Source organism: Janthinobacterium sp. C22 (genome assembly GCF_057919405.1).
This window is the reverse complement of the sequence record NZ_CP193659.1, coordinates 2,937,553-2,958,210: the sequence shown is the minus strand read 5'-3', so window position 1 is coordinate 2,958,210 and position 20,658 is coordinate 2,937,553. Positions and strand designations below refer to the sequence as shown.

Below are 20,658 nucleotides of genomic sequence, written 5' to 3'. Positions count from 1 at the left end.
CGGGGGACGTTCAGGGCCGGAGGGGATGTGCCCGGCGAACAGGGAATCGGGCGCCAGCGCCGGGGCGGCGCGCGCAGGGTCAAGGCGTGCAAGGCAGGCATGCCCGGCGGCGCCGTGGCGCCCACCGTGCAGGCGCCATGGTTGCTGCAATCGTGGCCAGGGTGGCCGGCGCCGGCGCCGCCATCGTCCATGGCCATGTGCAGCGGCTGGTCCTGCATGTGGGACATGCCGGCCATGTCGCCCATGTCGTGGCACTGGGGCGCCTGCATGGCCTCGGCGGCGACCGTGACCGCTGCCGCCCGCTCGTCCACGCAGCAGCTGCGCATGGCCGACGCAAAGCCCTGCAAGGGCAGCGTGACGGCAAGCAGCCAGAGCAGCGAGCGGGCGAGAAAGCGGAAAAAGGCACGGTTCATGGCAGGACTATAAACCTTCCCACATGAGGAAGGTCAAGTGCCTATTTGATCTCGCCGGCCCTGCGTCAGCCAGATAATGTAGGTGCCGTAGTAGCCCTGCCCTTCCAGGATGACCTGGCCATCGGCAAAATAGATTTTCTCCACTTTATTGACGGTAAAATACGCGCGGCCATCGGCCGCCTCCACGTCGCCCAAGCAACGGGCGCGGGGCCGGCAGTAGCCGCTGGCGCGCCCGATGGCCCACATCAGGTCGCCGATCATGAAGTCGTCAATCATTTCGGCCAGCAGCGGCCGGTGGCCCGCCAGCATGGCCGTGATGTCGGGATAGCCGGCCTGCATGAGCTCGGGCAAGTCGCTTTCCTCGTACTGCAGGTCGTCTTCGCGGCAATCCTGCACGAAACTGTTGAACGGTTCGTCGAGCAGTCCCGCCAGCGCCGCTTCCGGAACGCTCAGGCGGAACGGGTGCAGCGGCAGCACGCTGTGCTGGCCGTAATTGAGTTCGCGGCAGTCGAGCAAGGCCAGCGGGTGGGGCTGATCACCGACCTCGCAGCGGATGCCAAGTTCTTGCTCAAACGTCATCAATATTCACCGTTGCCATGCACTTTGTCCCCGTTGTACACCATCAGGGCCATATGGTAAGCGCTGTCGGGAAAACGGGACAGGCTCAGATGCAACAGAAAACAACGGATCAGTTCATCCCGCGCGGCACGCCCGTCAGGCGGGTTCCGTGATGCCCACGCAATTGCGGCCGTTTTCCTTGGCCACATACAGGGCCGCGTCGGCGGCCAGCAGCACCGCGTCCGTGCTGCGCTCGCCGTGCGACGACGAGACCACGCCCAGCGAGACCGTGATGGCGCCCGCGCCGGGAATCACGGCGGCGGCCACCTTGGCGCGCAGGCGCTCGGCCACCTGCATGGCCACGTCCAGGTCCGCATCGGGCAGCAGCATGATGAATTCGTCGCCGCCATTGCGGCACAGTACGTCGGCATCGCGCGAACAGGCGCGCATCAGCTGCGCCAGGCGCAGGATGACGTCATCGCCCACGGCATGGCCCCAGCGGTCGTTGACTTGCTTGAAATGGTCGATATCGATGGCGATGACGGAAAACGGCCGCGCCTGCGCCTGCCAGGCGTCCAGCGCCGCCGCCATGCCGCGCCGGTTCGACAGGCCCGTCAGCGGGTCCGTCTCCACGTCCGTCTTCAGCTTGCCGATCTTGTTCTGCAACAACGCCAGCCCCTTCAACAGGGCTTTCTTGATCTGCGCCGCTTCCACATACCACGAGCGGATGGCGGCGATGTGTTCGGCCGTGCCGGGCGCGTCCATGCGCCGCGCCCCTTCGGCCAGCTGCACCAGGGCCGCGAAATCAGGCTGGCCAGCCACCAGATGAATGGCAGGCTCAGCAAGGCGATCGGCAGGGAATGCCATACCGTGTCGGCCATCAGCTGGTTCAGCGGCGCCAGGGTCATGGCCGTGGGCCGCTGCGCCACGATGCCCCAGCCCGTCGACGGCATGACGGCGTAGCCGGCCAGCATGTCCACGCCCAGGCTGTTGTCCATGCGCCGGTTGCCGCCGCCCCGCTGCGCGATGATGGCGTCGATCACTTCATTGCGGCCGGCCACGTCGCCCAGGCGCTCGGGGTCCGGGTGGTACAGCAAGCGCCGGTTCTGGTCGACCACGTACAGATACGAGCCGTCGCGGTAATAATGCTGGCCCAGCATGGTGTACAGGATGTTTTTCTGTTTCAGGTAGATGCTGCCGCCCACGTAGCCGAGGTAGCGGCCATCCTTGCCAAGGATGGGATGCGAGACGAAGACCACCAGGTTGCCCGCCGAGGAGACGTACGGCTGCGTGACCAGCGGGCGCCGTTCGCGCAGCGCCTGCGCGGCGCCGGCCGAATCGAGCGTGCGGTTTTTCAGTGCCAGGGTTTCCGGCGACACGCCCAGCACCTTGCCCTGGGCATCGACGATGAGCACGGAATTGAAGCTGTTCGTCTGCAGGCGCAGGCGCTGCGCCTCGTCCGTCAGCCATTGCTCGTCGCCCATGCGCGAGGGCAGGCTGCCGGCGCTGTAGGCCAGCTGCTGGCGCGCCGACTGCAGGAAGTCCTCGGCCGTGCTGGCCAGCTTGCTCGCGTAGGCGTGGTTCGCTTCCAGGGTGGTATCGATCAGCAGCTGGCGCTGCACGCTGTAGCTGGCATAGAAGGTGTTGGCCAGCGACACCAGGGCGCTGGCAAAGGCCACGAGCACGATCAAACGGCGCAAGTTCATGCGCGGAACAGGTTTAGTCCACATGGAGTCGGCAGGAAATTGGAAAGTATTGCGCTAAAGAAAGAGCGCATTATACCGAGACACCCGTGCCAATATTGAAATCCTGGCATCCATGGTCAAAGAAACGGTACAAGCGGCAACGCTGAGCGCTGCCGCCTTGACTTGCATCAAGCGTGAATCGCGTGCTTGCGGACCCAGTCCGTGTAGCGCTGCATCCAGCCCTGGAAGAAACCGAGGCTGGCCGGGCCGATGCCGCCGTGCTCGTCGAACAGGCCGTCCTTGGCCTGGATAAACATTTCAGGCTGCCCCAGCAGCGGCACGTCCAGGTAGGCGAGCACATTGCGCAAATGCTGCTGCGCCAGGGCCGTGCCCGTGGCGCCCACGGAAACGCCCAGCACGGCACCGGGCTTGCCGCCCCACACGCTCTGGCCATACGGACGCGAGCCGTGGTCGAGGGCGTTTTTCAGCACGCCGGGGATGGAGCGGTTGTATTCGGGGGTGAGGAAGAGCAAGGCTTGCGATGCAGAAATATCGGATTTCAGGCGCAGCACCTGCTCGGCCTGCGCGCCATCGTCATCCTGGTTGTACAGCGGCAAGTCGCCGATCTCGATATGTTTAAAGGAAAACTCGGGCGGCGCCAGCTTGATGAGGGCGTCGGCCAGCTTGCGGTTGAAGGAATCCTTGCGCAGGCTGCCGACGATGATTGCGACTTGATATTGGCTCATGAAAGTCCCCGAAAACGGTTAAAGAAAAGCCCTGGAGTGAAGCTCACACCAGGGCTATCTTGCCACACAATCATCGGGTTCGCGCGCTAGCGTGCGGACTGCGCCAGGCCTCGGTACTCGCGGTAATAACGCCCACCAAGATTGGTCAGCACCTCGTAGCCGATGGTCTTGGCCATGGCCGCCACGGCATCGACCGGGTGCTCGGCACAGATCAGGTCGACCAGGCTGCCCGGCGCGACGCGCTCCTGCGCGATGGCGCTCACGTCCAGGGTGATGGAATCCATCGAGATGGCGCCGATCTGCGGCACTTTCACGCCATCGACGATGGCCAGGCCCTGGTTGCTCATGCTGCGCAGCCAGCCATCGGCATAGCCGACGGAAACCGTGGCCACCTGGCGCGGTTCGCTGGCCGTGTAGCGGCGGCTGTAGCCCACGTGGTCGCCGGCGGCAATCGTGCGCGTCTGCATGACCTTGCCCTGCAGCCGCACCACGGAGCGCAGCGGATTCGGCTCACCGCCCTGCGGCCCGATGCCGTACAGGGCCGCGCCGGGGCGCACCAGGTCGAAGTGGTAATCGGGCGACAAGAAGATGCCCGAGGAATTGGCCAGGCTGGCGCGGTACTGCGGCAAACGGGCGCGGATGGCGATGAAACGGGCCAGCTGCTCGCCATTCATCGGGTTGGCGCGCTCGTCGGCGCAAGCCAGGTGGCTCATGACATAGCGCACCTTGATGCCGTCGAGAAAGTGCGGGTCCAGCAGCCAGCCGTCGATTTCCCGCGGCGACAGGCCCATGCGCGACATGCCCGTGTCCACCTGCACGATGGCGTCCAGCGCGGTGCCCAGCGCTTGCGCATGCGCGCGCCAGCCCGCCACCTGCGGCTCGCTGTTGAGCACGGGGATCAGGCCATGGGCCGTGAATTCGCCTTCCGTGCCGACGGGCGGGCCGTGCAGCACGAAGATGGCCGCGTCCGGCGCCACGTGCGGGCGCAGGCTGATGCCCTCTTCCAGGTGGGCCACGAAGAAATGGCGGCAACCCTCTTCATACAGGGCCGCGCCCACTTGCGCGGCGCCCAGGCCATACGCGTCGGATTTCACGACGGCCGAGCAGGCGGCCGGGTGCGCCTTGTCGCGCAGCAATCGGTAGTTGGCGCGCACGGCATCAAGGTCCACCGTCAGGATGGCGCCGCTACGTTCCTTTGGAGGCATGCTTCCCGCCATCTCAGGCTCCCGCGTATTGCAGCTTGCCGCCGCGCTGCGCGCCGCTGTAGCGGCTGACGGACAGGTCGTCGGCCAGGATGGCCGGCTTTTTCGACGACATCAGGTCGGCCAGCAATTGCGCCGAACCGCAGGACATGGTCCAGCCCAGGGTGCCGTGGCCCGTGTTGAGGAACAGGTTGCGCAGCGGCGTACGGCCGACGATGGGCGTGCCGTCCGGCGTCATCGGGCGCAAGCCCGTCCAGAACGTGGCATCCATCGTGTTGCCGCCGCCGGGGAACAGGTCGTTGACGACCATTTCCAGCGTTTCGCGGCGGCGCGGGTTCAGGTTCAGGTTGTAGCCGGCGATTTCCGCCATGCCGCCCACGCGGATGCGGTCGTCGAAGCGCGTGACGGCGATTTTATAGGTTTCATCGAGGATGGTCGACACGGGCGCCTTGGCCGCATTGACGATGGGCACGGTGATCGAATAGCCCTTCAATGGATACACGGGGATGTCGAGCAGCGGCTTCATGAAGCCCGTCGAGTAGGAACCGAGCGCCACCACATAGGAATCGGCCTTGACGATTTCCGCGCCGCATTGCACGCCGGCGATTTCGTCGCCCTGCGTCAGCAATGCGTCGATGGACACGCCATAGCGGAACTTCACGCCCAGCGCCTCGGCCATCTCGGACAGACGCGTGGTAAACAGCTGGCAATCGCCCGTTTCATCGTTGGGCAGGCGCAAGCCGCCGAACAGCTTATCCTTGACGGCTTCGAGGGCCGGCTCGGCACGCGACAGCTCGTTGCGCTGCAGCACTTCATACGGCACGCCCGCGTCTTTCAACACTTCGATATCCTTGGCGGCGTCGTTGTATTGCTTTTCGGTGCGGAACAATTGCATCGTGCCTTGCTGGCGGCCTTCATAGGTGATGCCCGCCTCGGCGCGCAGCACCTTGAAGCAGTCGCGGCTGTATTCGGCCAGGCGCACCATGCGTTCCTTGTTCACGGCGTACGCTTCCGGTGTGCAATTACGCAACATCTGCCACATCCATTTGAGCTGGGCGGCGCTGCCGTCGAGCGAGATGGCCAGCGGTGCGTGGCGCTGCATCATCCACTTCACGGCTTTCAGGGGAATGCCGGGCGCAGCCCATGGCGAAGCGTAGCCGGGCGAGATTTGCCCCGCATTCGCGAAGCTGGTTTCCAGTGCCGGGCCCGGCTGGCGGTCGATGACGGTCACCTCATGTCCTGCCTTGGCCAGATAGTAAGCACTGGTGACGCCGATGACGCCGCTACCCAGAATCACGATACGCATAGTTTCCTCATTATATTTTTTAGGCTGACGCCAGATTAACCGCTATCATATTGGGAAAGAGCCAGTATTTGTTCACGTATAAATCGAGATATTCAGCAATAAATCATGAGAATCCTTAAAGAATCGGCACGTGGCCTCGACAAGCTGGACCGCCACATCCTGCGCATCCTGCAACAGGATGGCCGCATCTCGATGAAAGACCTCGGTGAACAGGTAGGGCTGTCCATCACGCCCTGCATCGAGCGGGTCAAGCGCATGGAGCGCGACGGCGTCATCACGGGCTATCACGCCAAGGTGAACCCGGCCGCGCTGGGCGCCAAGCTGCTCGTCTTTGTAGAGATTACTCTCAATCAAAAGTCGGCGTCCGCCTTCGAGCAATTCCGCCGCGAAGTGCTGCAGATTCCTGAAGTGCAGGAATGCCACCTGGTGTCGGGCGACTTCGATTACCTGATCAAGGCGCGCATCCATGAAATGGCCGAATACCGCAAGCTGCTGGGCGACATGCTGCTGCAGCTGCCGGGCGCCGCGCAATCGAAAAGCTATGTAGTGATGGAAGAAATCAAGGAAACCCTGGCGCTGTCGACGGACGTGCTGCAGAACCGCTAAAAGTACCGCCAGCCGGCACCACCGGCATCATCTTTTGCGCCTTTGTATAATCTTGTAGCACATTCGCGGCGACGCAAGCACACTCCCGGCATGACATCACGCCCGTCCCCTCTGAGATTGGAAGCAGTGATGCACACCGGGAGTCCCTATGAACACATTGATCAAACTGGCAGCTTCCTGCCTCGCGGGCCTGGCCGTGGCCATGTGCACCGCCAGTGAATACAAGGTCAACCGCGCGCCCGACAACGGCGCCATCTATCAGAACATCAAGGTGGGCAAGACCACGCGCCTCGACCTCGACGCGGCCCTCGGCAACGCCACCGTCGTCAGCTTCGATCCCGGCTATGAAGTCTGGGTCTACAAGAACCAGCTGCAAGCGCCCAAGGTGACGCGGCTGATCCCCCTGCTGGGCGAAAAAGGCACGCGCGAAGTGGCCGTCATGTTCGACCAGGCGGGTGTCGTGAAGAAATTCCGCATACACGAGCCGCGCAAGTAGGCGCACAGACAAGCCACGGGGACGCGCCCGCCGCGTCCTCTTGTTCTACACTGGCGTTTTGTACTCCGGTGCCCCCATGCAACTACCCGAAAGCCTCGCCCACATCTCGCCAGAACAAGACTGGCAACACACGACAGCATATCCACCGCTCGGTCTCACCCCGTTCGCCGAGGGCGCGCTGGGCAATGGCGACACGTTCGGCCTGTACTGGCCCATCGGCCGCGAAGCGGCGGAACCGATCGTCGTCGAAACGTGGCACGACGAATGGCGCTTGCAGCCGCACTTTTCCAGCCTGGCGGCGTTTCTGTCAGCCTACGCAAGCGCGGAAGACGAGTACGTCGCCACGCCATCGCTGGCCGACGACCCCGCCTCCCCGCGCGCCGCGTTCCTGGCGGCCAAGGAATTGATTGCGCAGCGCAAGCCCGAAGCGGCCATCGCGCTGCTGGAAGCGGCGCTGGCCATCGTTCCCGAATATACGGACGCGCTGGTGCTGCTGCATGGCCAGTACGTGCGCGCGGGAAGAATCGGAGAAGCCGTCAAGGTGGCCATCCAGGCCATCATTTCACCACCGTCGTTTGGCGGCCCGCCATTCAAGGCCTTGCAATGGCTGCGCGCGCAGCCGGTGCCGGACGGGGAACTTGACCCCATCTGGCGCGCCTGCGGGCAATTGTCGTTCAACTTCGGCGGCAGCAAGGAAAATGCCGACTACCCCGTGCTGCTGGCCGCCATCGACACCTACCTCGAACAAGGCAAGCATGTTTGCGCCTCGACCCTGATGCAGACGTATGCCGAACTGATGAGCACGGAAACCGTCTCGTTCCAGGAACGCTATGCCTTCGATGCCACCGCCTTCATCGGGCGGCAAATCGCCGTCAGCGCAAAACTGCCCAACGGCAGCCGGGACACGGCGGCGCTATGGCTGCCCGGCACGGCCTGATTGCTGCCGGAACAGCTTGCGATACGCCGACGGCGACGTCTGCAAGCTGGACCGGAAATGCTGGCGCAGCGACAGGGCCGTGCCGAAGCCGGCTTCTTGCGCCACGACATCGATCGAGGCCGCGCTTTTTCCAGCAGGCTTTGCGCATGCGCCAGACGCTGGTTCAGCAGCCATTGCTTGAACGACGTACCCGTCGCCTGGCGGAAGTGGCGCGTGAAATTGCGCCGGCTCATGGCGGCCCGCTCGGCCAGCGCATCGATGCTGTGCGCCATGCCGAGGTTGGCCGTCACGCAGGCAAGCACGTCGGCAAAACGCCCTTCGCTGCCGGACACGGGCAGCGGGCGTTCGATGAATTGCGCCTGCCCGCCCTGGCGGTGCGGCGCCACCAGCAGCCGGCGCGCCACGCGGTTGGCCACCTCGGCGCCCGCCAGTTGGCGCAGCAGATACAGGCAGCAATCGAGGCCGGCCGCCACGCCCGCCGATGTGAGTATTCCGCCATCGTCCACGTACAGCACTTCCCGGTCCACCTTGACTTTGGGATAGCGGGCCGCCAGCCGGTCCGCCATGCCCCAGTGCGTGGCTGCACTCTTGCCATCCAACAAGCCCGCCTGCGCCAGGGGAAACGCGCCCAGGCATAGCCCCACCATGCGCGCGCCGCGCCGCTGGCCGCCCGCAGCGCCTCGACCAGGGATGGCGCCGCGTCGCGGCAATCGTCGTGCCAGGCCGGCATGATGACGATGTCGGCGCCGTCCAGCCCTTCCAGGCCGAACTCGGGCGTGATGGCGAAGCCGGCCGCCGTGCGCAAGGGCGCGGGATCGGCGGCGCAGACGCGCACGTGGAAAGGCGGCAGATCGGCCTCGTCCGTCTGGGCGCCAAACACGAGGCAAGGCACGGACAAGTGAAATGGCGTCATGCCGTCGAAGGCGATCACGGCCACGCTCAAGGGGAAGAAGAAGAAATGGTAGGCATGGCCCGATTTTATCGCAGATAGGCCTTCGGGCCACTTTTTGTTTGTGCCGTGCGGCTTGAAAATGGCTGTATCGGGGAAGTCCTTCCTCTTTCAACCATTCAGGAGTCAAGTATGTCCACCACTACCGCACCGCGCCGCGCCCTGCTCGTCATCGACGTGCAAAACGAATACTTCACGGGCGACATGCCCATCGAATATCCGTCCGTCGACATCTCGCTGCCCAACATCGTCCAGGCCATGGCCGCCGCCCGCGCCGCCGGCGTGCCCGTCATCGTCGTCCAGCACGATGCGCCGGAAGCTTCTCCCATCTTTGCAAAAGGCAGCGACGGCTGGCAGCTGCACCCGCAAGTGGCCGCCTTTGCCGCCGACCACCGCATCAACAAGAGCATGGGCAGCGCGTTTGCGGGCACGGACCTGCGCGCCTGGCTGGAGAGCCACGGCATCGACACCCTGACGGTGATCGGCTACATGACGCACAACTGCGACGCGGCCACCATCTACCAGGCCGCGCACGACGGCTTGCAAGTCGAGTTCCTGCAGGACGCCACCGGCACGCTGCCCTACGCCAATGCGGGCGGCACGGCCAGCGCCGAGGAAATCCACCGCGTCTTCAGCAGCGTATTCCACTCGAATTTCGCCGCCGTCGTCAGCACACAGGACTGGCTCGATGCCGTACGCGCAGGCAAGCCGCTGGACAAGGACAATATCTACCTGTCGAACCAGCGCGCGCGCAAGGCGGCTGTCGCCGCCTGAGTTGGCTTCTTAAAAGCGCCGGTGCCCGTCATCGGCGTCGCAGCGGCCGCTGAACTTGATCATGCCGTCGACCGTGATCACGCCGCTGCGGCGGTTGATCACCACGGTGGGGCGGTTCAGGGCGTTCAGACGGAAACGGCCGCGGATTTCATCGTGGCCCACGATCAAATCCATCAGATCCCACCAGCCGTCGTTGCTGTCGCCATGAATCGGTGGAATCAGCTGCTTCGGCAAACGGATCTGCGCCGCGCTGCCCTGGATGCTGACGTTGACGGCCGTATCGAAACGGCTCTTGCCCGTCTCCACAGTGGATTTCTGCACATATTGATGCTTGTCATTGTCCCATTCCATGCCGGAACGATTTTCCATGACGATTTTTTCTGCCTCGCCATAGCAGACGAGCTGGATGTCATCGCCGCGCCCGGCACGTTCGGCATGCTCATACTGGTCCGCCTGGGCGGCGAAAGCCATGGCAATCAGGATGCTGGATACGGCTGTCATGCTGGTTCTCCAATGCAAGGTAAGGGGGATCAGGTTGCCAGATCACCAAGCTTAGCATAGGCGAAAATCCACCTGCGCCGGCTTGCGAATGGTCAATTCGCGGCGCGATCTGCTACAGTCGCGCTCACGAAAAACCTGCCGGATGCCTGACGATGCGAAGATTGACACCGACCGCCCTGCTGGCGCTGACAACGTTCCTGCTGGCCACGGCCGCCCTGGTGCTGGCGGGCCTCAACGACAAGCTGGCCCCGGCCGACGTGATCGTCGTGCCTGGCAACACGATCCTGCCCGACGGCACGCCCAGCCCCCGCCTGCAGGCGCGGCTCGACGCGGCGCTGACGCAATTCCAGGCAGGCCGGGCGCCGCACATCCTCGTCAGCGGGGCGACGGGCAAGGAAGGGTTCGACGAGGCCGCATCGATGGCCCGCTATCTGCAATCGCGCGGCGTGCCGGCCGGCGCCATCCTTGAGGATAATCAAGGCTGGACCACGGACGCCACGGCCCGCAACGCGGCGCTTCTCATGCGCGCACACGGCTGGAAGACAGCCATGGTCGCCACGCAATACTTTCACGTGCCCCGCTTCCGGCTGGCTTTGGAGCGGGCCGGCATCGCCGTCAGCGGCAACGTGCATGCGCCGTATTTCGAATTGCGCGACCTGTATTCCGTGCCCAGGGAAACCGTGGGCTACCTTGTGTATTACGTGAAATCCTGAACATGAAGATACTTGCCTTTGCCGCCAGTTTTGGCCTGGTGGCCGCATGCACAGTGCCGTCGATGGCCGCTGCCGATGCGGAGCCGATCGGCGCCGCTGCAAGCCTGTACCTGTTTGGCGCGCTGATGCTGGGGGTGCATCGCCACCTTTGGCGCGCTGGCGCGGCGTGTGGACGTGGCGCATGGCCACTGGCTGTCGACCTGCGTCGGCGCGCTGTGCGGCGCGGTGCTGTATGGCAGTTTCGCGCTGGCATTTGCAACGCAATCGATCACGGCGAGCTTTGCCTATGCCGCCAGCGCCCTGTGCACCGCAAGCGCGGCCCTGTTGCTGCCGGGCCTGCTAAAGCGTGTGGCAAGGCTTATGGCAAGGCCAGGCCAGTGAGCAGTCACTCGCTCCAGTCGCGTGAGCGTTCCACCGCGCGCTGCCATTTATGCAAGCGCGTCAGCCGCTCGTCGGCCGCCATGGCCGGCTCGAATCGGCGCCCCACCTGCCACTGGGCGGCGATCTCGTCCTGCGAGGCCCAGAAGCCCACGGCCAGGCCCGCCAGGTAGGCGGCGCCCAGGGCCGTCGTTTCCGTCACCACGGGGCGCACCACGGGCACGTTCAAGATGTCGGCCTGGAACTGCATCAGCATGTCGTTGCGTGCCGCGCCGCCATCCACGCGCAATTCCGATAGCGCAATGCCCGCGTCGTCCTGCATGGCGGACAACACATCGACGTTCTGGTAGGCCACGCCCTCCAATGCCGCGCGCGCGATGTGCGCCTTGCCCGTGCCGCGCGTGATGCCGATCAGGGTGCCGCGCGCGTACGGGTCCCAGTACGGCGCGCCGAGCCCGGCGAACGCGGGCACGAAGACCAGGCCGCCCGAATCGGGCACGCTGGTGGCCAGCGCTTCCACCTCGGACGAGTCGCGGATGATACCGATGCCGTCACGCATCCATTGCACGGCCGCGCCCGCGATGAAGGCGCTGCCTTCCAGCAGATAATCGGTTTGATCGCCGCCTTGGCCCAGGCTCCAGCCCACTGTCGTCAGCAGCCGGTTTTTCGATGGCAGCGGGCGCTTGCCCACGTTCATCAGCATGAAGCAACCCGTGCCGTAGGTATTCTTCGCCATGCCCGGCTTCAGACATGCCTGGCCGAACGTGGCCGCCTGCTGGTCGCCCGCGATGCCGGCGATCGGCACGGAGACGCCCAACAATGCCGCGTGCGTGTGCGCGGCCACGCCGCTCGATGGCACGACGTCGGGCAGCAGCGAGGCGGGAATGTCCAGCAGCGCCAGCAGGTCCGTGTCCCATTGCAGGGTGTGGATATTGAACAGCATGGTGCGCGCCGCGTTGCTCGTGTCCGTCAAGTGGGCGCCGCTCATCTTGTAGATCAGCCAGCTGTCGACGGTGCCGAAGGCCAGCTCGCCCCGCTCGGCGCGGGCGCGGGCGCCCGGCACGTTGTCGAGCAGCCATTTCAGTTTAGTGGCGGAAAAATAGGCGTCCAGCACGAGACCCGTTTTTTGCTGGATCACATCCGCCTTGCCCTGCTCGACCAGCTGCTCGCAGTAAGCGGCGTTTCTCCGGTCTTGCCAGACGATGGCATTGGCGACGGGTTCGCCCGTGGCGCGGTCCCACAGCACCGTCGTCTCGCGCTGGTTGGTCACGCCGATGGCGGCCACGTCGGATGCCGCCACGCCGCTGTCGCGCAGCACCTGCTGCAGCACGCCCTCTTGCGAGGCCCAGATTTCGCCGGCGTCATGCTCGACCCAGCCGGGCTGGGGGAAAATCTGGCGGAATTCGCGCTGCGCGCTGGCGTGCGGCCGGCCCGCATGGTCGAACAGGATGGCGCGCGAACTGGTGGTGCCCTGGTCTAAAGCAAGTATGTATTTGGTCATGGTCGCTACTACGGCTATACAGTGAAAAAAGGGCACGGACAAGCGCCCGTGCCCCGGGAAAGCGGCGGCAGGAGTCTACACGACTACTTTACCTTGCCTTCTTTCCAAGCCTGCAATAATTTATCGTAGGCAATCGTTTCTCCCTTCGGCTTTTCATTCGCCAGCTTTTTCCATGGGGCGTGCTGGTCCGACAGATACTGGTTCGGATCGACCTTGGGATTGAGCTTGGGCGCGCACGCCTTCATGCCGGCCCGCTGCAGGCGCGCCATGACCTGGTCCATTTCCTCGGCCAGGTTATCCATGGCGGCCTGCGGCGTTTTTTCCGCCGTGATGGCCGTGGCCACGTTCTTCCACCACAGCTGGGCCAGCTTCGGATAGTCGGGCACGTTGTTGCCCGTCGGCGTCCACGCCACGCGGGCGGGGCTGCGATAGAACTCGATCAAGCCGCCGTATTCGTTCGCGTGCTTGGTGAAATAATCGTGGCGGATGTCGGAATCGCGGATGAAGGTCAGACCGACGATGGATTTCTTCAGCGACACGGTTTTCGACGTGACGAATTGCGCGTACAGCCAGGCGGCAGCCTTGCGGTCATCCGGCGTGGACTTGAACAGGAACCAGGAACCGACGTCCTGGTAGCCGTTCTGCATGCCCTCTTTCCAGTACGGACCGTGCGGCGACGGCGCCATGCGCCATTTCGGCGTGCCGTCCTTGTTGACGACCGGTAAGCCCGGTTTCGTCATGCCGGCCGTAAATGCCGTGTACCAGAAGATTTGCTGGGCGATTTCGCCCTGCGCCGGCACGGGGCCCGATTCCGAGAAATTCATGCCGTTCGCCTGCGGCGGCGCGTATTTCTTCATCCAGTCGATATATTTCGTCAGCGCAAAGACGGCCGCCGGCGAATTGGTGGCGCCGCCGCGCGACATCGACGCACCCACGGGCGTGCACTTGTCGGCCGCCACCTTGATGCCCCACTCGTCGACCGGCATGCCGTTCGGAATGCCCTTGTCGGCCGCGCCAGCCATCGACAGCCAGGCATCGGTAAAGCGCCAGCCCAGGGACGGATCTTTCTTGCCGTAATCCATGTGGCCATAGACTTTCTTGCCGTCCAGTTCCTTCACGTCATTCGTGAAGAAATCGGCGATGTCTTCATACGCGGACCAGTTTTGCGGCACGCCCAGTTCGTAGCCATACTTGGCCTTGAACTTGGCTTGCAAATCCTTGCGCGCGAACCAGTCGGCGCGGAACCAGTACAGGTTGGCGAATTGCTGGTCGGGCAATTGATACACCTTGCCGTCCGGCGCCGTGGTAAAGCTGATGCCGATGAAATCTTTCAGGTCCAGGCCCGGATTCGTGAATTCCTTGCCCTTGGCGGCCATGTAGTCGGACAGCGGTTCCACGGCGCCATAGCGGTAATGCGTGCCGATCAGGTCGGAATCGGAAATCCAGCCGTCATAGATGCTCTTGCCCGACTGCATGGAGGTTTGCAGCTTTTCTACCACGTCGCCTTCCTGGATGATGTCGTGGCGCACCTTGATGCCCGTGATTTCCTCGAAGGCCTTGGCCAGGGTCTTCGATTCGTAGACGTGGGTGTCGATGGTTTCCGAGACCACGGAAATTTCCTTGATGCCCTTGGCTTTCAGCTTGGCCGCCGCATCGATGAACCATTTCATTTCAGCAAGCTGTTGCTGCTTGCTCAGGCTGGACGGCTGGAATTCCTTGTCGATCCAGGTTTGCGCCTGCTTGGCGTCGGCCAGGGCCGCGTTCGACACGAGCATGGCCGCGGCCGCGAAGACCGTGAACTTCAATTTCATCGTGAATCTCCTTTTATTTTATTGCCGGCCGCCTGCTGACGGTCCGGCCTCCATCAACACCGGCAAGCCGGTCATCCCCAACGCATTACCACTAATAAAATTACAAAACTGATGGCGGCGCCTATCGCCTGCTGCATTTCCGTGAACCCCGCCCAAGCCAGATTCACGTAGGCCGCCGTGAGCAAGCCGATGAACAGGCGGTCGCCGCGCGTCGTCGGCATGGGCAAAAAGCCCTTGCGTTCGATGCTGGGCGAGCGGATTTGCCACACCGTCATGCCAGCCAGCATCAAGCCGATGCAGATGAAGAAGATGGCCACTTCCGGCGTCCACGCCATCCAGCCGAACAGGCTGGCTGTGCTATCGGTATTATTTTCCATGTCACACCCTCCCCATCGCGAAACCCTTGGCTATGTAATGCCGCACGAACCAGATCACCAGCGCGCCGGGCACGATGGTCAGCACGCCCGCCGCCGCCAGCACGCCCCAGTCCATGCCGGCCGCCGAGACGGTGCGCGTCATGGTGGCGGCAATGGGCTTGGCATTGACGGAGGTCAGGGTGCGCGCCAGCAGCAATTCCACCCAGCTGAACATGAAGCAGAAGAACGCCGTCACGCCCACGCCAGACTTGATCATCGGCAAGAAGATGCGGATGAAGAAGCGGGGAAAGCTGTAGCCGTCGATATACGCCGTCTCGTCGATTTCCTTCGGCACGCCGGACATGAAGCCCTCCAAAATCCACACGGCCAGCGGCACGTTGAAGACCATGTGCGCCAGCGCCACGGCCAGATGCGTATCCATCAGGCCCACCGTCGAATACAGCTGGAAGAACGGCACGAGGAAGACGGCGGGCGGCGTCATGCGGTTGGTCAGCAGCCAGAAGAACAGATGTTTATCGCCGACAAAGTTATAGCGGGAAAAAGCGTAGGCTGCCGGCAAGGCGACCGTGACCGACATGACCATGTTCAAGGCCACGTAGATCATGGAATTGATATAGCCGCTGTACCAGGAACGGTCGGTAAAAATCGTGTGGTAGTTGGCGAACGTCCATTGCTGGGGCCACAGGCTCAAGACCCCCACGATTTCCTCGTTGGTCTTGAGCGACATGTTGAGCATCCAGTAGATGGGCAACAGCGAGCCCAGCAAAAAGACGATCAGGATGGTGCTGCTCATTTTCTTGTGCATCATTTCTGGTCTCCCGTGCCGACGCGCTGCATCCACGTGTACAGCACAAAGCAGAACAGCAGGATGATGAGGAAATAGATCAGGGAAAAGGCCGAGGCCGGCCCCAGGTCGAACTGGCCCACAGCCTTTTGCGTCAGGTATTGCGACAGGAACGTGGTGGCATTGCCCGGCCCGCCGCCCGTCAGCACGAACGGTTCCGTGTAGATCATGAAACTGTCCATGAAGCGCAGCAAGACGGCGATCATCAGCACATTGCGCAGTTTCGGCAGCTGGATGTAGCGGAACACGGCCAGGCGCGAGGCGCCGTCGATGCGCGCCGCCTGGTAATACGCGTCGGGAATGGCGCGCAAGCCCGCATAGCACAGCAGCACGACCAGCGGCGTCCAATGCCAGATATCCATCACCATCACCGTCAGCCAGGCGTCGAGCGAATTGCCGTTGTAGTTGTAGTCGAATCCCAATTGATTCAGGGTATAGCCCATCAGGCCGATGTCGCCGCGGCCAAAGATTTGCCAGATGGTGCCCACCACGTTCCAGGGGATCAGGAGTGGCAACGCGATCAGCACCAGCGCCAGCGACGCCTTCCAGCCATCGGCCGGCATGCACAGGGCGATCAGGATACCGAGCGGAATCTGGATGGCCAGCACGGAGCCGGAAAACAGCAGCTGGCGCAGCAAGGCGCTGTGCAGGTCGCCGTCCAGCATGACCATGCGGAACCATTCGGTGCCCACGAATACCTTTTGCGTGGGACTCAGAATATCCTGCACGGAATAATTGACCACCGTCATCAGGGGCAGGATGGCGGAAAAGGCCACGCACAGCAGCACGGGCAGGATCAGCAGCCAGGCGCGGCGGTTGTTATCGGTTTTACCGTTATGTATCATCAGGCCACCCGCTTATCGTTGACATAGAAAAGGGTGCGTTGCGGCGGAAAATGCAGCCGCACAGCATCACCGGCGACGGCATCGATGGCGCGCAGCTTGGCTGCCACCGTCGCGCCGCCCAGCTGAAATTCCGCCAGGTAATGCGTACCCATGTTGCGCACGGCCGTCACCGTGGCGTCCAGGCAATGATCGCTCCCCGCGCCGCCCTCGCCCGCCCGCAGGCATGCGACGAATTCCGGCCGCACGCCCAGCGTAATTTTCCCTTGCGCGCCAGCCAGGGCCGCGCGGGCGGCGGCGGACACGGCCAATGCCTGTCCCGCCACGCGCACGCCGCCATCGTCCAGGCTGCAATCGAGCAAATTCATGCCCGGATTGCCGATGAAATAGCCGACGAAGGTGTGTTCCGGCTCCTCGAACAGCGCCTGCGCGCTGCCCGTCTGCACCACTTCGCCCTGCGTCATGACGACCACCTGGTCGGCAAAGGTCAAGGCTTCCACCTGGTCGTGCGTGACGTAGATCAGGGACAATTTCAGCTCGTGGTGGATTTCCTTCAACTTTCTGCGCAGCAGCCATTTCAAATGCGGGTCGATCACCGTCAGCGGTTCGTCGAACAGCACGGCCGCCACGTCGGGGCGCACGAGGCCCCGTCCCAGCGAAATCTTTTGCTTCGCGTCCACGGACAAGCCGCTGGCGCGCAGTTTCAGGTCGCCCGTCAATTCCAGCATCTGCGCCACCTGCTGCACGCGCTTTTTCACCTCGCTCTCTTTCCAGCCGCGATTACGCAGCGGAAACGCCAGATTGTCGTGCACGGTCATGGTGTCGTAGATGACGGGAAACTGGAACACTTGCGCGATATTCCTCGCCTCGGTCGGCAGCTGCGTGACGTCCTTGCCGTCGAACAGCACCTTGCCATGCGACGGTTTCACGAGGCCGGAGATAATATTGAGCAAGGTCGTCTTGCCGCAGCCGGACGGCCCCAGCAAGGCGTAGGCGCCGCCGTCATGCCACTCCATGCTCATGGGCCGCAGCGCATAGTCGGCGGGGGCCGCCGGGTTCGGTTTGTAGGCGTGGGCCAGGTCCACCAGTTCGATGCGCGCCATGTCACACCCCTCCTTGCACAGGAGCGAACAGCAGCCCGCCATCGTCGGCGAAGATCAGCAAGGCATGCGGCTGGCAATACACGGTACAGGCGCTGCCGATCTCCAGATTGTGCACGCCGCCCAGCTGGGCCACGAGGGCCAAGTCGCCGCGGCGCGCATGCACATAGGTTTCCGAGCCGCTGATTTCGGCCAGGTCCACCTGCGCCGCGATGGCCACGTCGCCCTCGGATTGGGGTGATAAATGCAGACTGTGCGCGCGCACGCCGAGGATCACGTCGCGCCGCTCGCCGAGGCGGGCGCGCTGTGCGCCGCTCAGGTGGATGGCCAGGCCGTCGGCCGCCTGCGCCACGCCATCGGCGCTCACGCGGGCGGGAATCAGGTTGATCGGCGGGTCGCTGAAGGTGCGCGCCACGTCGATGGAATTGGGGGCGTTGAAGACGTCCAGGGTCGGTCCCTGCTGCAGCAGGCGCCCCTCGTGCAGCACGGCCACGTGGCCGCCCAGCTGCAGCGCTTCCAGCGGTTCCGTGGTGGCATACACGACCGTCGTGCTGCCGCTGGAAAACAGTTCCGTCAATTCGCGGCGCAATTCCTCGCGCAGTTTGTAGTCGAGGTTGACCAGGGGCTCGTCGAGCAGCAGCAAGGACGCATCCTTGATCAGCGCGCGCCCCAGCGCCGTGCGCTGCTGCTGCCCACCGGACAATTCTCCGGGCGTGCGCTGCAGGTAGGGCGTGATGTGCAGGCGCTCGGCCAGCGCCAGCACTTTCGCGCGGATCTGTTCCTCGGGCACCTTGCGCAAGCGCAAGGGCGAGGCGATATTGTCGTAGACGGTGAAGGCCGGATAATTGATGAATTGCTGGTACACCATGGCCAGGTTACGTTTGCTGACGGGCACGCCCGTCACGTCGACGCCATCGGCCGTCACCGTGCCCCCGTTGGGCTTGTCCAGGCCCGCCATCACGCGCATCAGGGTCGTCTTGCCGGCACGCGTGGTGCCCAGCAAGACGTTGATGGCGCCCGGCACCAATGCCAGCGACATCGGATATAAAAAGTCGTCAGCCCCCTGCTTCCTGCTGATCTTGTCCAGTACCAGTTGCACGCGCTTCTCCTCCAGTGATGTGTTCTTATTCTTCGCCGCGCCCTCTGCGGGGTGCGGTCGCCAACGTGTGCTGCCTACGACGACAACGGATGCTGCAACAGCCAGGCGTCGAGCGTGCCCGCCGTCTCGCGCGGCAGGTGCAGGCCCAGCTTGGAGCGCCGCCACAGGATGTCGGCCGCGCTGACGGCCCATTCGTGGCGCCGCAGATAATCGACTTCCGCCGCGTACAGGCCGGCGGCGATTTCCTCGCCCATGGCCGCTACATCCGTCCGCCCGGCCAGCAGCACGTGGATGCGCGTGCCGTAGGCGCGTGCATAGCGCGCCACCAGCGCCGCCGGCAGCCACGCATAGTCGCGCTGCAAGCCTTGCACGAACTGGCCGAACTCGCGCACGGACCGGTTCTGCGGCGTACTGCCGAAGACGTCGCCGCCGGGCAGGCAGGCGTTGGCCGTCCAGGCAGGCCGCGCATTGCCTGGCTCCGGCGCCAGCAACGGTGCGAGCACATCCAGCGCTTCCTCCGCCAGCTTGCGGAACGTGGTGATCTTGCCGCCGAAAATACTCAGCAGCGGCGCCCCTTCCCGGTCCAGCTCGAAGCGGTAATCGCGCGTGACGGCCTTGGCGTCGGCCGCCGCGTCTTCCACCAGCGGCCGCACGCCCGCATACGTCCAGACCACGTCGGCCGGCAGAATGGGCTTGCTGAAATAGTAACTGGAAAGCTCGCACAAGTAACGAATTTCCTCGTCATCGATTTCCACCTTGCCAGTGTCACCGTGGTAGTCGAGATCGGTGGTGCCGATCAGGGTGAAATCGTGCTCATACGGAATGGCAAACACGATGCGCCCGTCCGGATGCTGGAAGATGTAGGCATGATCATGCTCGAACAATCGCTTGACGACGATATGGCTGCCCTTGATCAGGCGCAAATGCCGGCCCTGTCCGCCCGGCGCCGCCTGCTGCAGAAATTCGGCCGTCCACGGTCCGGCCGCATTGACGACGCTGCGCGCCCGCACGGCCGTCCGTGCCCCGCCGCTGTGCTGCAAGGTGGCCAGCCAGCCGTCGCCGTCGCGCGCCAGCGCCGTGCAGCGCGTCTGCGTCAGGATGGTCGCGCCCTTGTCCGCCGCGTCGATGGCATTGAGCACCACCAGGCGCGCATCATCGACCCAGCCGTCCGAATACACGAAGCCACGCTTGAACTGGGCTTGCAACGGTTTGCCGGCCGCATGGCGTGTCAGGTCGATGCCCTGCGAGCCAGGCAGGATTTCCCGCTTCGCCAGCATGTCGTAAAGGAAGAGGCCGGCGCGTATCAGCCAGGCGGGGCGCTGGCCCTGGGCGTGCGGCATGACGAAGCGCAAGGGCCACATGATGTGCGGCGCCGAGCGCAGCAGCACTTCGCGCTCGATCAGCGCCTTGCGCACGAGGCCGAATTCATAGTATTCGAGGTAGCGCAGGCCGCCGTGTATCAGCTTGGTGGAGGCCGACGAGGTGTGGGAAGCGAGGTCGTCCTTTTCGCACAGCACCACGGACAAGCCCCGTCCGGCCGCGTCGCGCGCGATGCCGGCGCCATTGATGCCGCCGCCGACCACCAGCACGTCGCATGCCATCGTTGTCTCCACACCTTGCTGTGCTGCGGCCATCGGGACTCCGTGTCTGTCGGGGAAAGACCGGCGAGGAAAGACTAGGCATCGCCGGCGACTGTCGTTAAGATCAATACAGCTGTAATTCGAATGCAATATGGATAAGATACGCCAGATTGCGAATCGATAGCAACATATTTTTATCACTATTTGTTCGTTTTTGTTCGTTTGTGATTTTTAAAGAGA

At 63.7% G+C, this 20,658-nt stretch carries 22 protein-coding genes and 1 pseudogene; 7 read left to right on the top strand and 16 right to left on the bottom strand.

Features of this window, described 5'->3' with window-relative positions; translation table 11 throughout:
* The first annotated feature begins 27 nt into the window (after positions 1-27).
* Entirely contained in the window at positions 28-426 is a 399-nt protein-coding gene (locus ACRHIG_RS13765) for a hypothetical protein (RefSeq protein ID WP_489630482.1), read from the top strand.
* 20 nt (positions 427-446) lie between these two features.
* On the opposite strand, the gene ACRHIG_RS13760 is transcribed toward ACRHIG_RS13765, so the two are convergent.
* The 6 genes from ACRHIG_RS13760 to ACRHIG_RS13735 all read right to left on the bottom strand — a co-directional run bounded on the left by ACRHIG_RS13760 (position 447) and on the right by ACRHIG_RS13735 (position 5,910).
* Positions 447-992 carry a hypothetical protein gene (locus ACRHIG_RS13760; protein WP_489630481.1) on the bottom strand — a complete coding sequence of 182 codons (546 nt, stop codon included), beginning with the start codon at positions 990-992 and terminating at the stop codon, positions 447-449.
* Between the two features lie 135 nt (positions 993-1,127).
* Positions 1,128-1,736 carry a GGDEF domain-containing protein gene (locus ACRHIG_RS13755; RefSeq protein ID WP_489630480.1) on the bottom strand — a complete coding sequence of 203 codons (609 nt, stop codon included), beginning with the start codon at positions 1,734-1,736 and terminating at the stop codon, positions 1,128-1,130.
* Positions 1,652-2,671, bottom strand: coding sequence for a cache domain-containing protein (locus ACRHIG_RS13750; protein WP_489630479.1), 1,020 nt, complete (start codon positions 2,669-2,671; stop codon positions 1,652-1,654). Before ACRHIG_RS13750 ends, ACRHIG_RS13755 begins: the two co-directional genes overlap by 85 nt.
* A gap of 173 nt (positions 2,672-2,844) precedes the next feature.
* Positions 2,845-3,402, bottom strand: a complete 558-nt coding sequence (locus ACRHIG_RS13745; protein WP_230540715.1) for an NADPH-dependent FMN reductase — start codon at positions 3,400-3,402, stop codon at positions 2,845-2,847.
* 86 nt (positions 3,403-3,488) lie between these two features.
* The gene (gene alr / locus ACRHIG_RS13740) at positions 3,489-4,607 is read right to left on the bottom strand and encodes an alanine racemase (protein WP_489630478.1); all 1,119 of its coding nucleotides are present in this window, start codon (positions 4,605-4,607) and stop codon (positions 3,489-3,491) included.
* Between the two features lie 13 nt (positions 4,608-4,620).
* Positions 4,621-5,910, bottom strand: coding sequence for a D-amino acid dehydrogenase (locus ACRHIG_RS13735; protein ID WP_475414043.1), 1,290 nt, complete (start codon positions 5,908-5,910; stop codon positions 4,621-4,623).
* A gap of 105 nt (positions 5,911-6,015) precedes the next feature.
* Between ACRHIG_RS13735 and ACRHIG_RS13730 the strand changes: the two genes are divergently transcribed.
* The 3 genes from ACRHIG_RS13730 to ACRHIG_RS13720 all read left to right on the top strand — a co-directional run bounded on the left by ACRHIG_RS13730 (position 6,016) and on the right by ACRHIG_RS13720 (position 7,949).
* Positions 6,016-6,516 (top strand): Lrp/AsnC ligand binding domain-containing protein, encoded by a 501-nt coding sequence (locus ACRHIG_RS13730; protein ID WP_070222192.1) that lies wholly within the window; start codon positions 6,016-6,018, stop codon positions 6,514-6,516.
* A 148-nt stretch (positions 6,517-6,664) separates the two neighbouring features.
* A complete protein-coding gene (locus ACRHIG_RS13725; RefSeq protein ID WP_070222194.1) occupies positions 6,665-7,012 on the top strand; it encodes a hypothetical protein in 348 nt (115 codons plus the stop codon).
* Between the two features lie 76 nt (positions 7,013-7,088).
* Positions 7,089-7,949, top strand: a complete 861-nt coding sequence (locus ACRHIG_RS13720) for a tetratricopeptide repeat protein (RefSeq protein ID WP_489630477.1) — start codon at positions 7,089-7,091, stop codon at positions 7,947-7,949.
* Here ACRHIG_RS13720 and ACRHIG_RS13715 read toward each other — a convergent pair.
* Positions 7,926-8,892, bottom strand: a pseudogene (locus ACRHIG_RS13715) (GlxA family transcriptional regulator). The gene ACRHIG_RS13720 and the pseudogene ACRHIG_RS13715 overlap by 24 nt on opposite strands.
* Before the next feature lie 138 nt (positions 8,893-9,030).
* Between ACRHIG_RS13715 and ACRHIG_RS13710 the strand changes: the two are divergent.
* Positions 9,031-9,672 carry a cysteine hydrolase family protein gene (locus ACRHIG_RS13710; RefSeq protein WP_475414046.1) on the top strand — a complete coding sequence of 214 codons (642 nt, stop codon included), beginning with the start codon at positions 9,031-9,033 and terminating at the stop codon, positions 9,670-9,672.
* A gap of 9 nt (positions 9,673-9,681) precedes the next feature.
* Here ACRHIG_RS13710 and ACRHIG_RS13705 read toward each other — a convergent pair whose 3' ends face one another.
* Positions 9,682-10,173, bottom strand: a complete 492-nt coding sequence (locus tag ACRHIG_RS13705) for a hypothetical protein (RefSeq protein WP_489630476.1) — start codon at positions 10,171-10,173, stop codon at positions 9,682-9,684.
* Between the two features lie 152 nt (positions 10,174-10,325).
* On the opposite strand from ACRHIG_RS13705, the gene ACRHIG_RS13700 reads away from it, so the two are divergent.
* Complete coding sequence (locus ACRHIG_RS13700) at positions 10,326-10,886, top strand: YdcF family protein (RefSeq protein ID WP_489630475.1); 561 nt, start codon at positions 10,326-10,328, stop codon at positions 10,884-10,886.
* 168 nt (positions 10,887-11,054) lie between these two features.
* Positions 11,055-11,267: a hypothetical protein gene (locus ACRHIG_RS13695; protein ID WP_489630474.1), complete on the top strand. Its 213-nt coding sequence runs from the start codon at positions 11,055-11,057 to the stop codon at positions 11,265-11,267.
* 4 nt (positions 11,268-11,271) lie between these two features.
* Here the strand turns inward: ACRHIG_RS13695 and glpK are convergent, their stop codons facing one another.
* The 8 genes from glpK to glpD all read right to left on the bottom strand — a co-directional run bounded on the left by glpK (position 11,272) and on the right by glpD (position 20,472).
* Positions 11,272-12,765 (bottom strand): glycerol kinase GlpK, encoded by a 1,494-nt coding sequence (gene glpK, locus ACRHIG_RS13690; protein ID WP_489630473.1) that lies wholly within the window; start codon positions 12,763-12,765, stop codon positions 11,272-11,274.
* Between the two features lie 83 nt (positions 12,766-12,848).
* Positions 12,849-14,576: an ABC transporter substrate-binding protein gene (locus ACRHIG_RS13685; protein WP_230540705.1), complete on the bottom strand. Its 1,728-nt coding sequence runs from the start codon at positions 14,574-14,576 to the stop codon at positions 12,849-12,851.
* Between the two features lie 71 nt (positions 14,577-14,647).
* Complete coding sequence (locus tag ACRHIG_RS13680) at positions 14,648-14,923, bottom strand: DUF2160 domain-containing protein (RefSeq protein WP_070222334.1); 276 nt, start codon at positions 14,921-14,923, stop codon at positions 14,648-14,650.
* Between the two features lie 31 nt (positions 14,924-14,954).
* The gene (locus tag ACRHIG_RS13675) at positions 14,955-15,761 is read right to left on the bottom strand and encodes a carbohydrate ABC transporter permease (RefSeq protein ID WP_070222208.1); all 807 of its coding nucleotides are present in this window, start codon (positions 15,759-15,761) and stop codon (positions 14,955-14,957) included.
* Positions 15,758-16,642 (bottom strand): carbohydrate ABC transporter permease, encoded by an 885-nt coding sequence (locus ACRHIG_RS13670; RefSeq protein WP_034754965.1) that lies wholly within the window; start codon positions 16,640-16,642, stop codon positions 15,758-15,760. Before ACRHIG_RS13670 ends, ACRHIG_RS13675 begins: the two co-directional genes overlap by 4 nt.
* Complete coding sequence (locus tag ACRHIG_RS13665) at positions 16,642-17,742, bottom strand: ABC transporter ATP-binding protein (protein ID WP_475414051.1); 1,101 nt, start codon at positions 17,740-17,742, stop codon at positions 16,642-16,644. The genes ACRHIG_RS13670 and ACRHIG_RS13665 overlap by 1 nt, the downstream gene beginning before the upstream one ends.
* A gap of 1 nt (position 17,743) precedes the next feature.
* Positions 17,744-18,838 (bottom strand): ABC transporter ATP-binding protein, encoded by a 1,095-nt coding sequence (locus tag ACRHIG_RS13660; protein ID WP_489630472.1) that lies wholly within the window; start codon positions 18,836-18,838, stop codon positions 17,744-17,746.
* A gap of 74 nt (positions 18,839-18,912) precedes the next feature.
* Positions 18,913-20,472, bottom strand: coding sequence for a glycerol-3-phosphate dehydrogenase (gene glpD, locus ACRHIG_RS13655; protein WP_489630471.1), 1,560 nt, complete (start codon positions 20,470-20,472; stop codon positions 18,913-18,915).
* Between the last annotated feature and the right edge of the window lie 186 nt (positions 20,473-20,658).

Coding starts and splice junctions, on each gene's coding strand:
- ACRHIG_RS13760 (WP_489630481.1), bottom strand. CDS start 992: ATGACGTTTGAGCAAGAACTTGGCATCCGCTGCGAGGTCGGTGATCAG.
- ACRHIG_RS13755 (WP_489630480.1), bottom strand. CDS start 1,736: ATGGACGCGCCCGGCACGGCCGAACACATCGCCGCCATCCGCTCGTGG.
- ACRHIG_RS13745 (WP_230540715.1), bottom strand. CDS start 3,402: ATGAGCCAATATCAAGTCGCAATCATCGTCGGCAGCCTGCGCAAGGAT.
- alr (WP_489630478.1), bottom strand. CDS start 4,607: ATGCCTCCAAAGGAACGTAGCGGCGCCATCCTGACGGTGGACCTTGAT.
- ACRHIG_RS13735 (WP_475414043.1), bottom strand. CDS start 5,910: ATGCGTATCGTGATTCTGGGTAGCGGCGTCATCGGCGTCACCAGTGCT.
- ACRHIG_RS13730 (WP_070222192.1), top strand. CDS start 6,016: ATGAGAATCCTTAAAGAATCGGCACGTGGCCTCGACAAGCTGGACCGC.
- ACRHIG_RS13725 (WP_070222194.1), top strand. CDS start 6,665: ATGAACACATTGATCAAACTGGCAGCTTCCTGCCTCGCGGGCCTGGCC.
- ACRHIG_RS13720 (WP_489630477.1), top strand. CDS start 7,089: ATGCAACTACCCGAAAGCCTCGCCCACATCTCGCCAGAACAAGACTGG.
- ACRHIG_RS13710 (WP_475414046.1), top strand. CDS start 9,031: ATGTCCACCACTACCGCACCGCGCCGCGCCCTGCTCGTCATCGACGTG.
- ACRHIG_RS13705 (WP_489630476.1), bottom strand. CDS start 10,173: ATGACAGCCGTATCCAGCATCCTGATTGCCATGGCTTTCGCCGCCCAG.
- ACRHIG_RS13700 (WP_489630475.1), top strand. CDS start 10,326: ATGCGAAGATTGACACCGACCGCCCTGCTGGCGCTGACAACGTTCCTG.
- glpK (WP_489630473.1), bottom strand. CDS start 12,765: ATGACCAAATACATACTTGCTTTAGACCAGGGCACCACCAGTTCGCGC.
- ACRHIG_RS13685 (WP_230540705.1), bottom strand. CDS start 14,576: ATGAAATTGAAGTTCACGGTCTTCGCGGCCGCGGCCATGCTCGTGTCG.
- ACRHIG_RS13675 (WP_070222208.1), bottom strand. CDS start 15,761: ATGATGCACAAGAAAATGAGCAGCACCATCCTGATCGTCTTTTTGCTG.
- ACRHIG_RS13670 (WP_034754965.1), bottom strand. CDS start 16,642: ATGATACATAACGGTAAAACCGATAACAACCGCCGCGCCTGGCTGCTG.
- ACRHIG_RS13665 (WP_475414051.1), bottom strand. CDS start 17,742: ATGGCGCGCATCGAACTGGTGGACCTGGCCCACGCCTACAAACCGAAC.
- glpD (WP_489630471.1), bottom strand. CDS start 20,472: ATGGCCGCAGCACAGCAAGGTGTGGAGACAACGATGGCATGCGACGTG.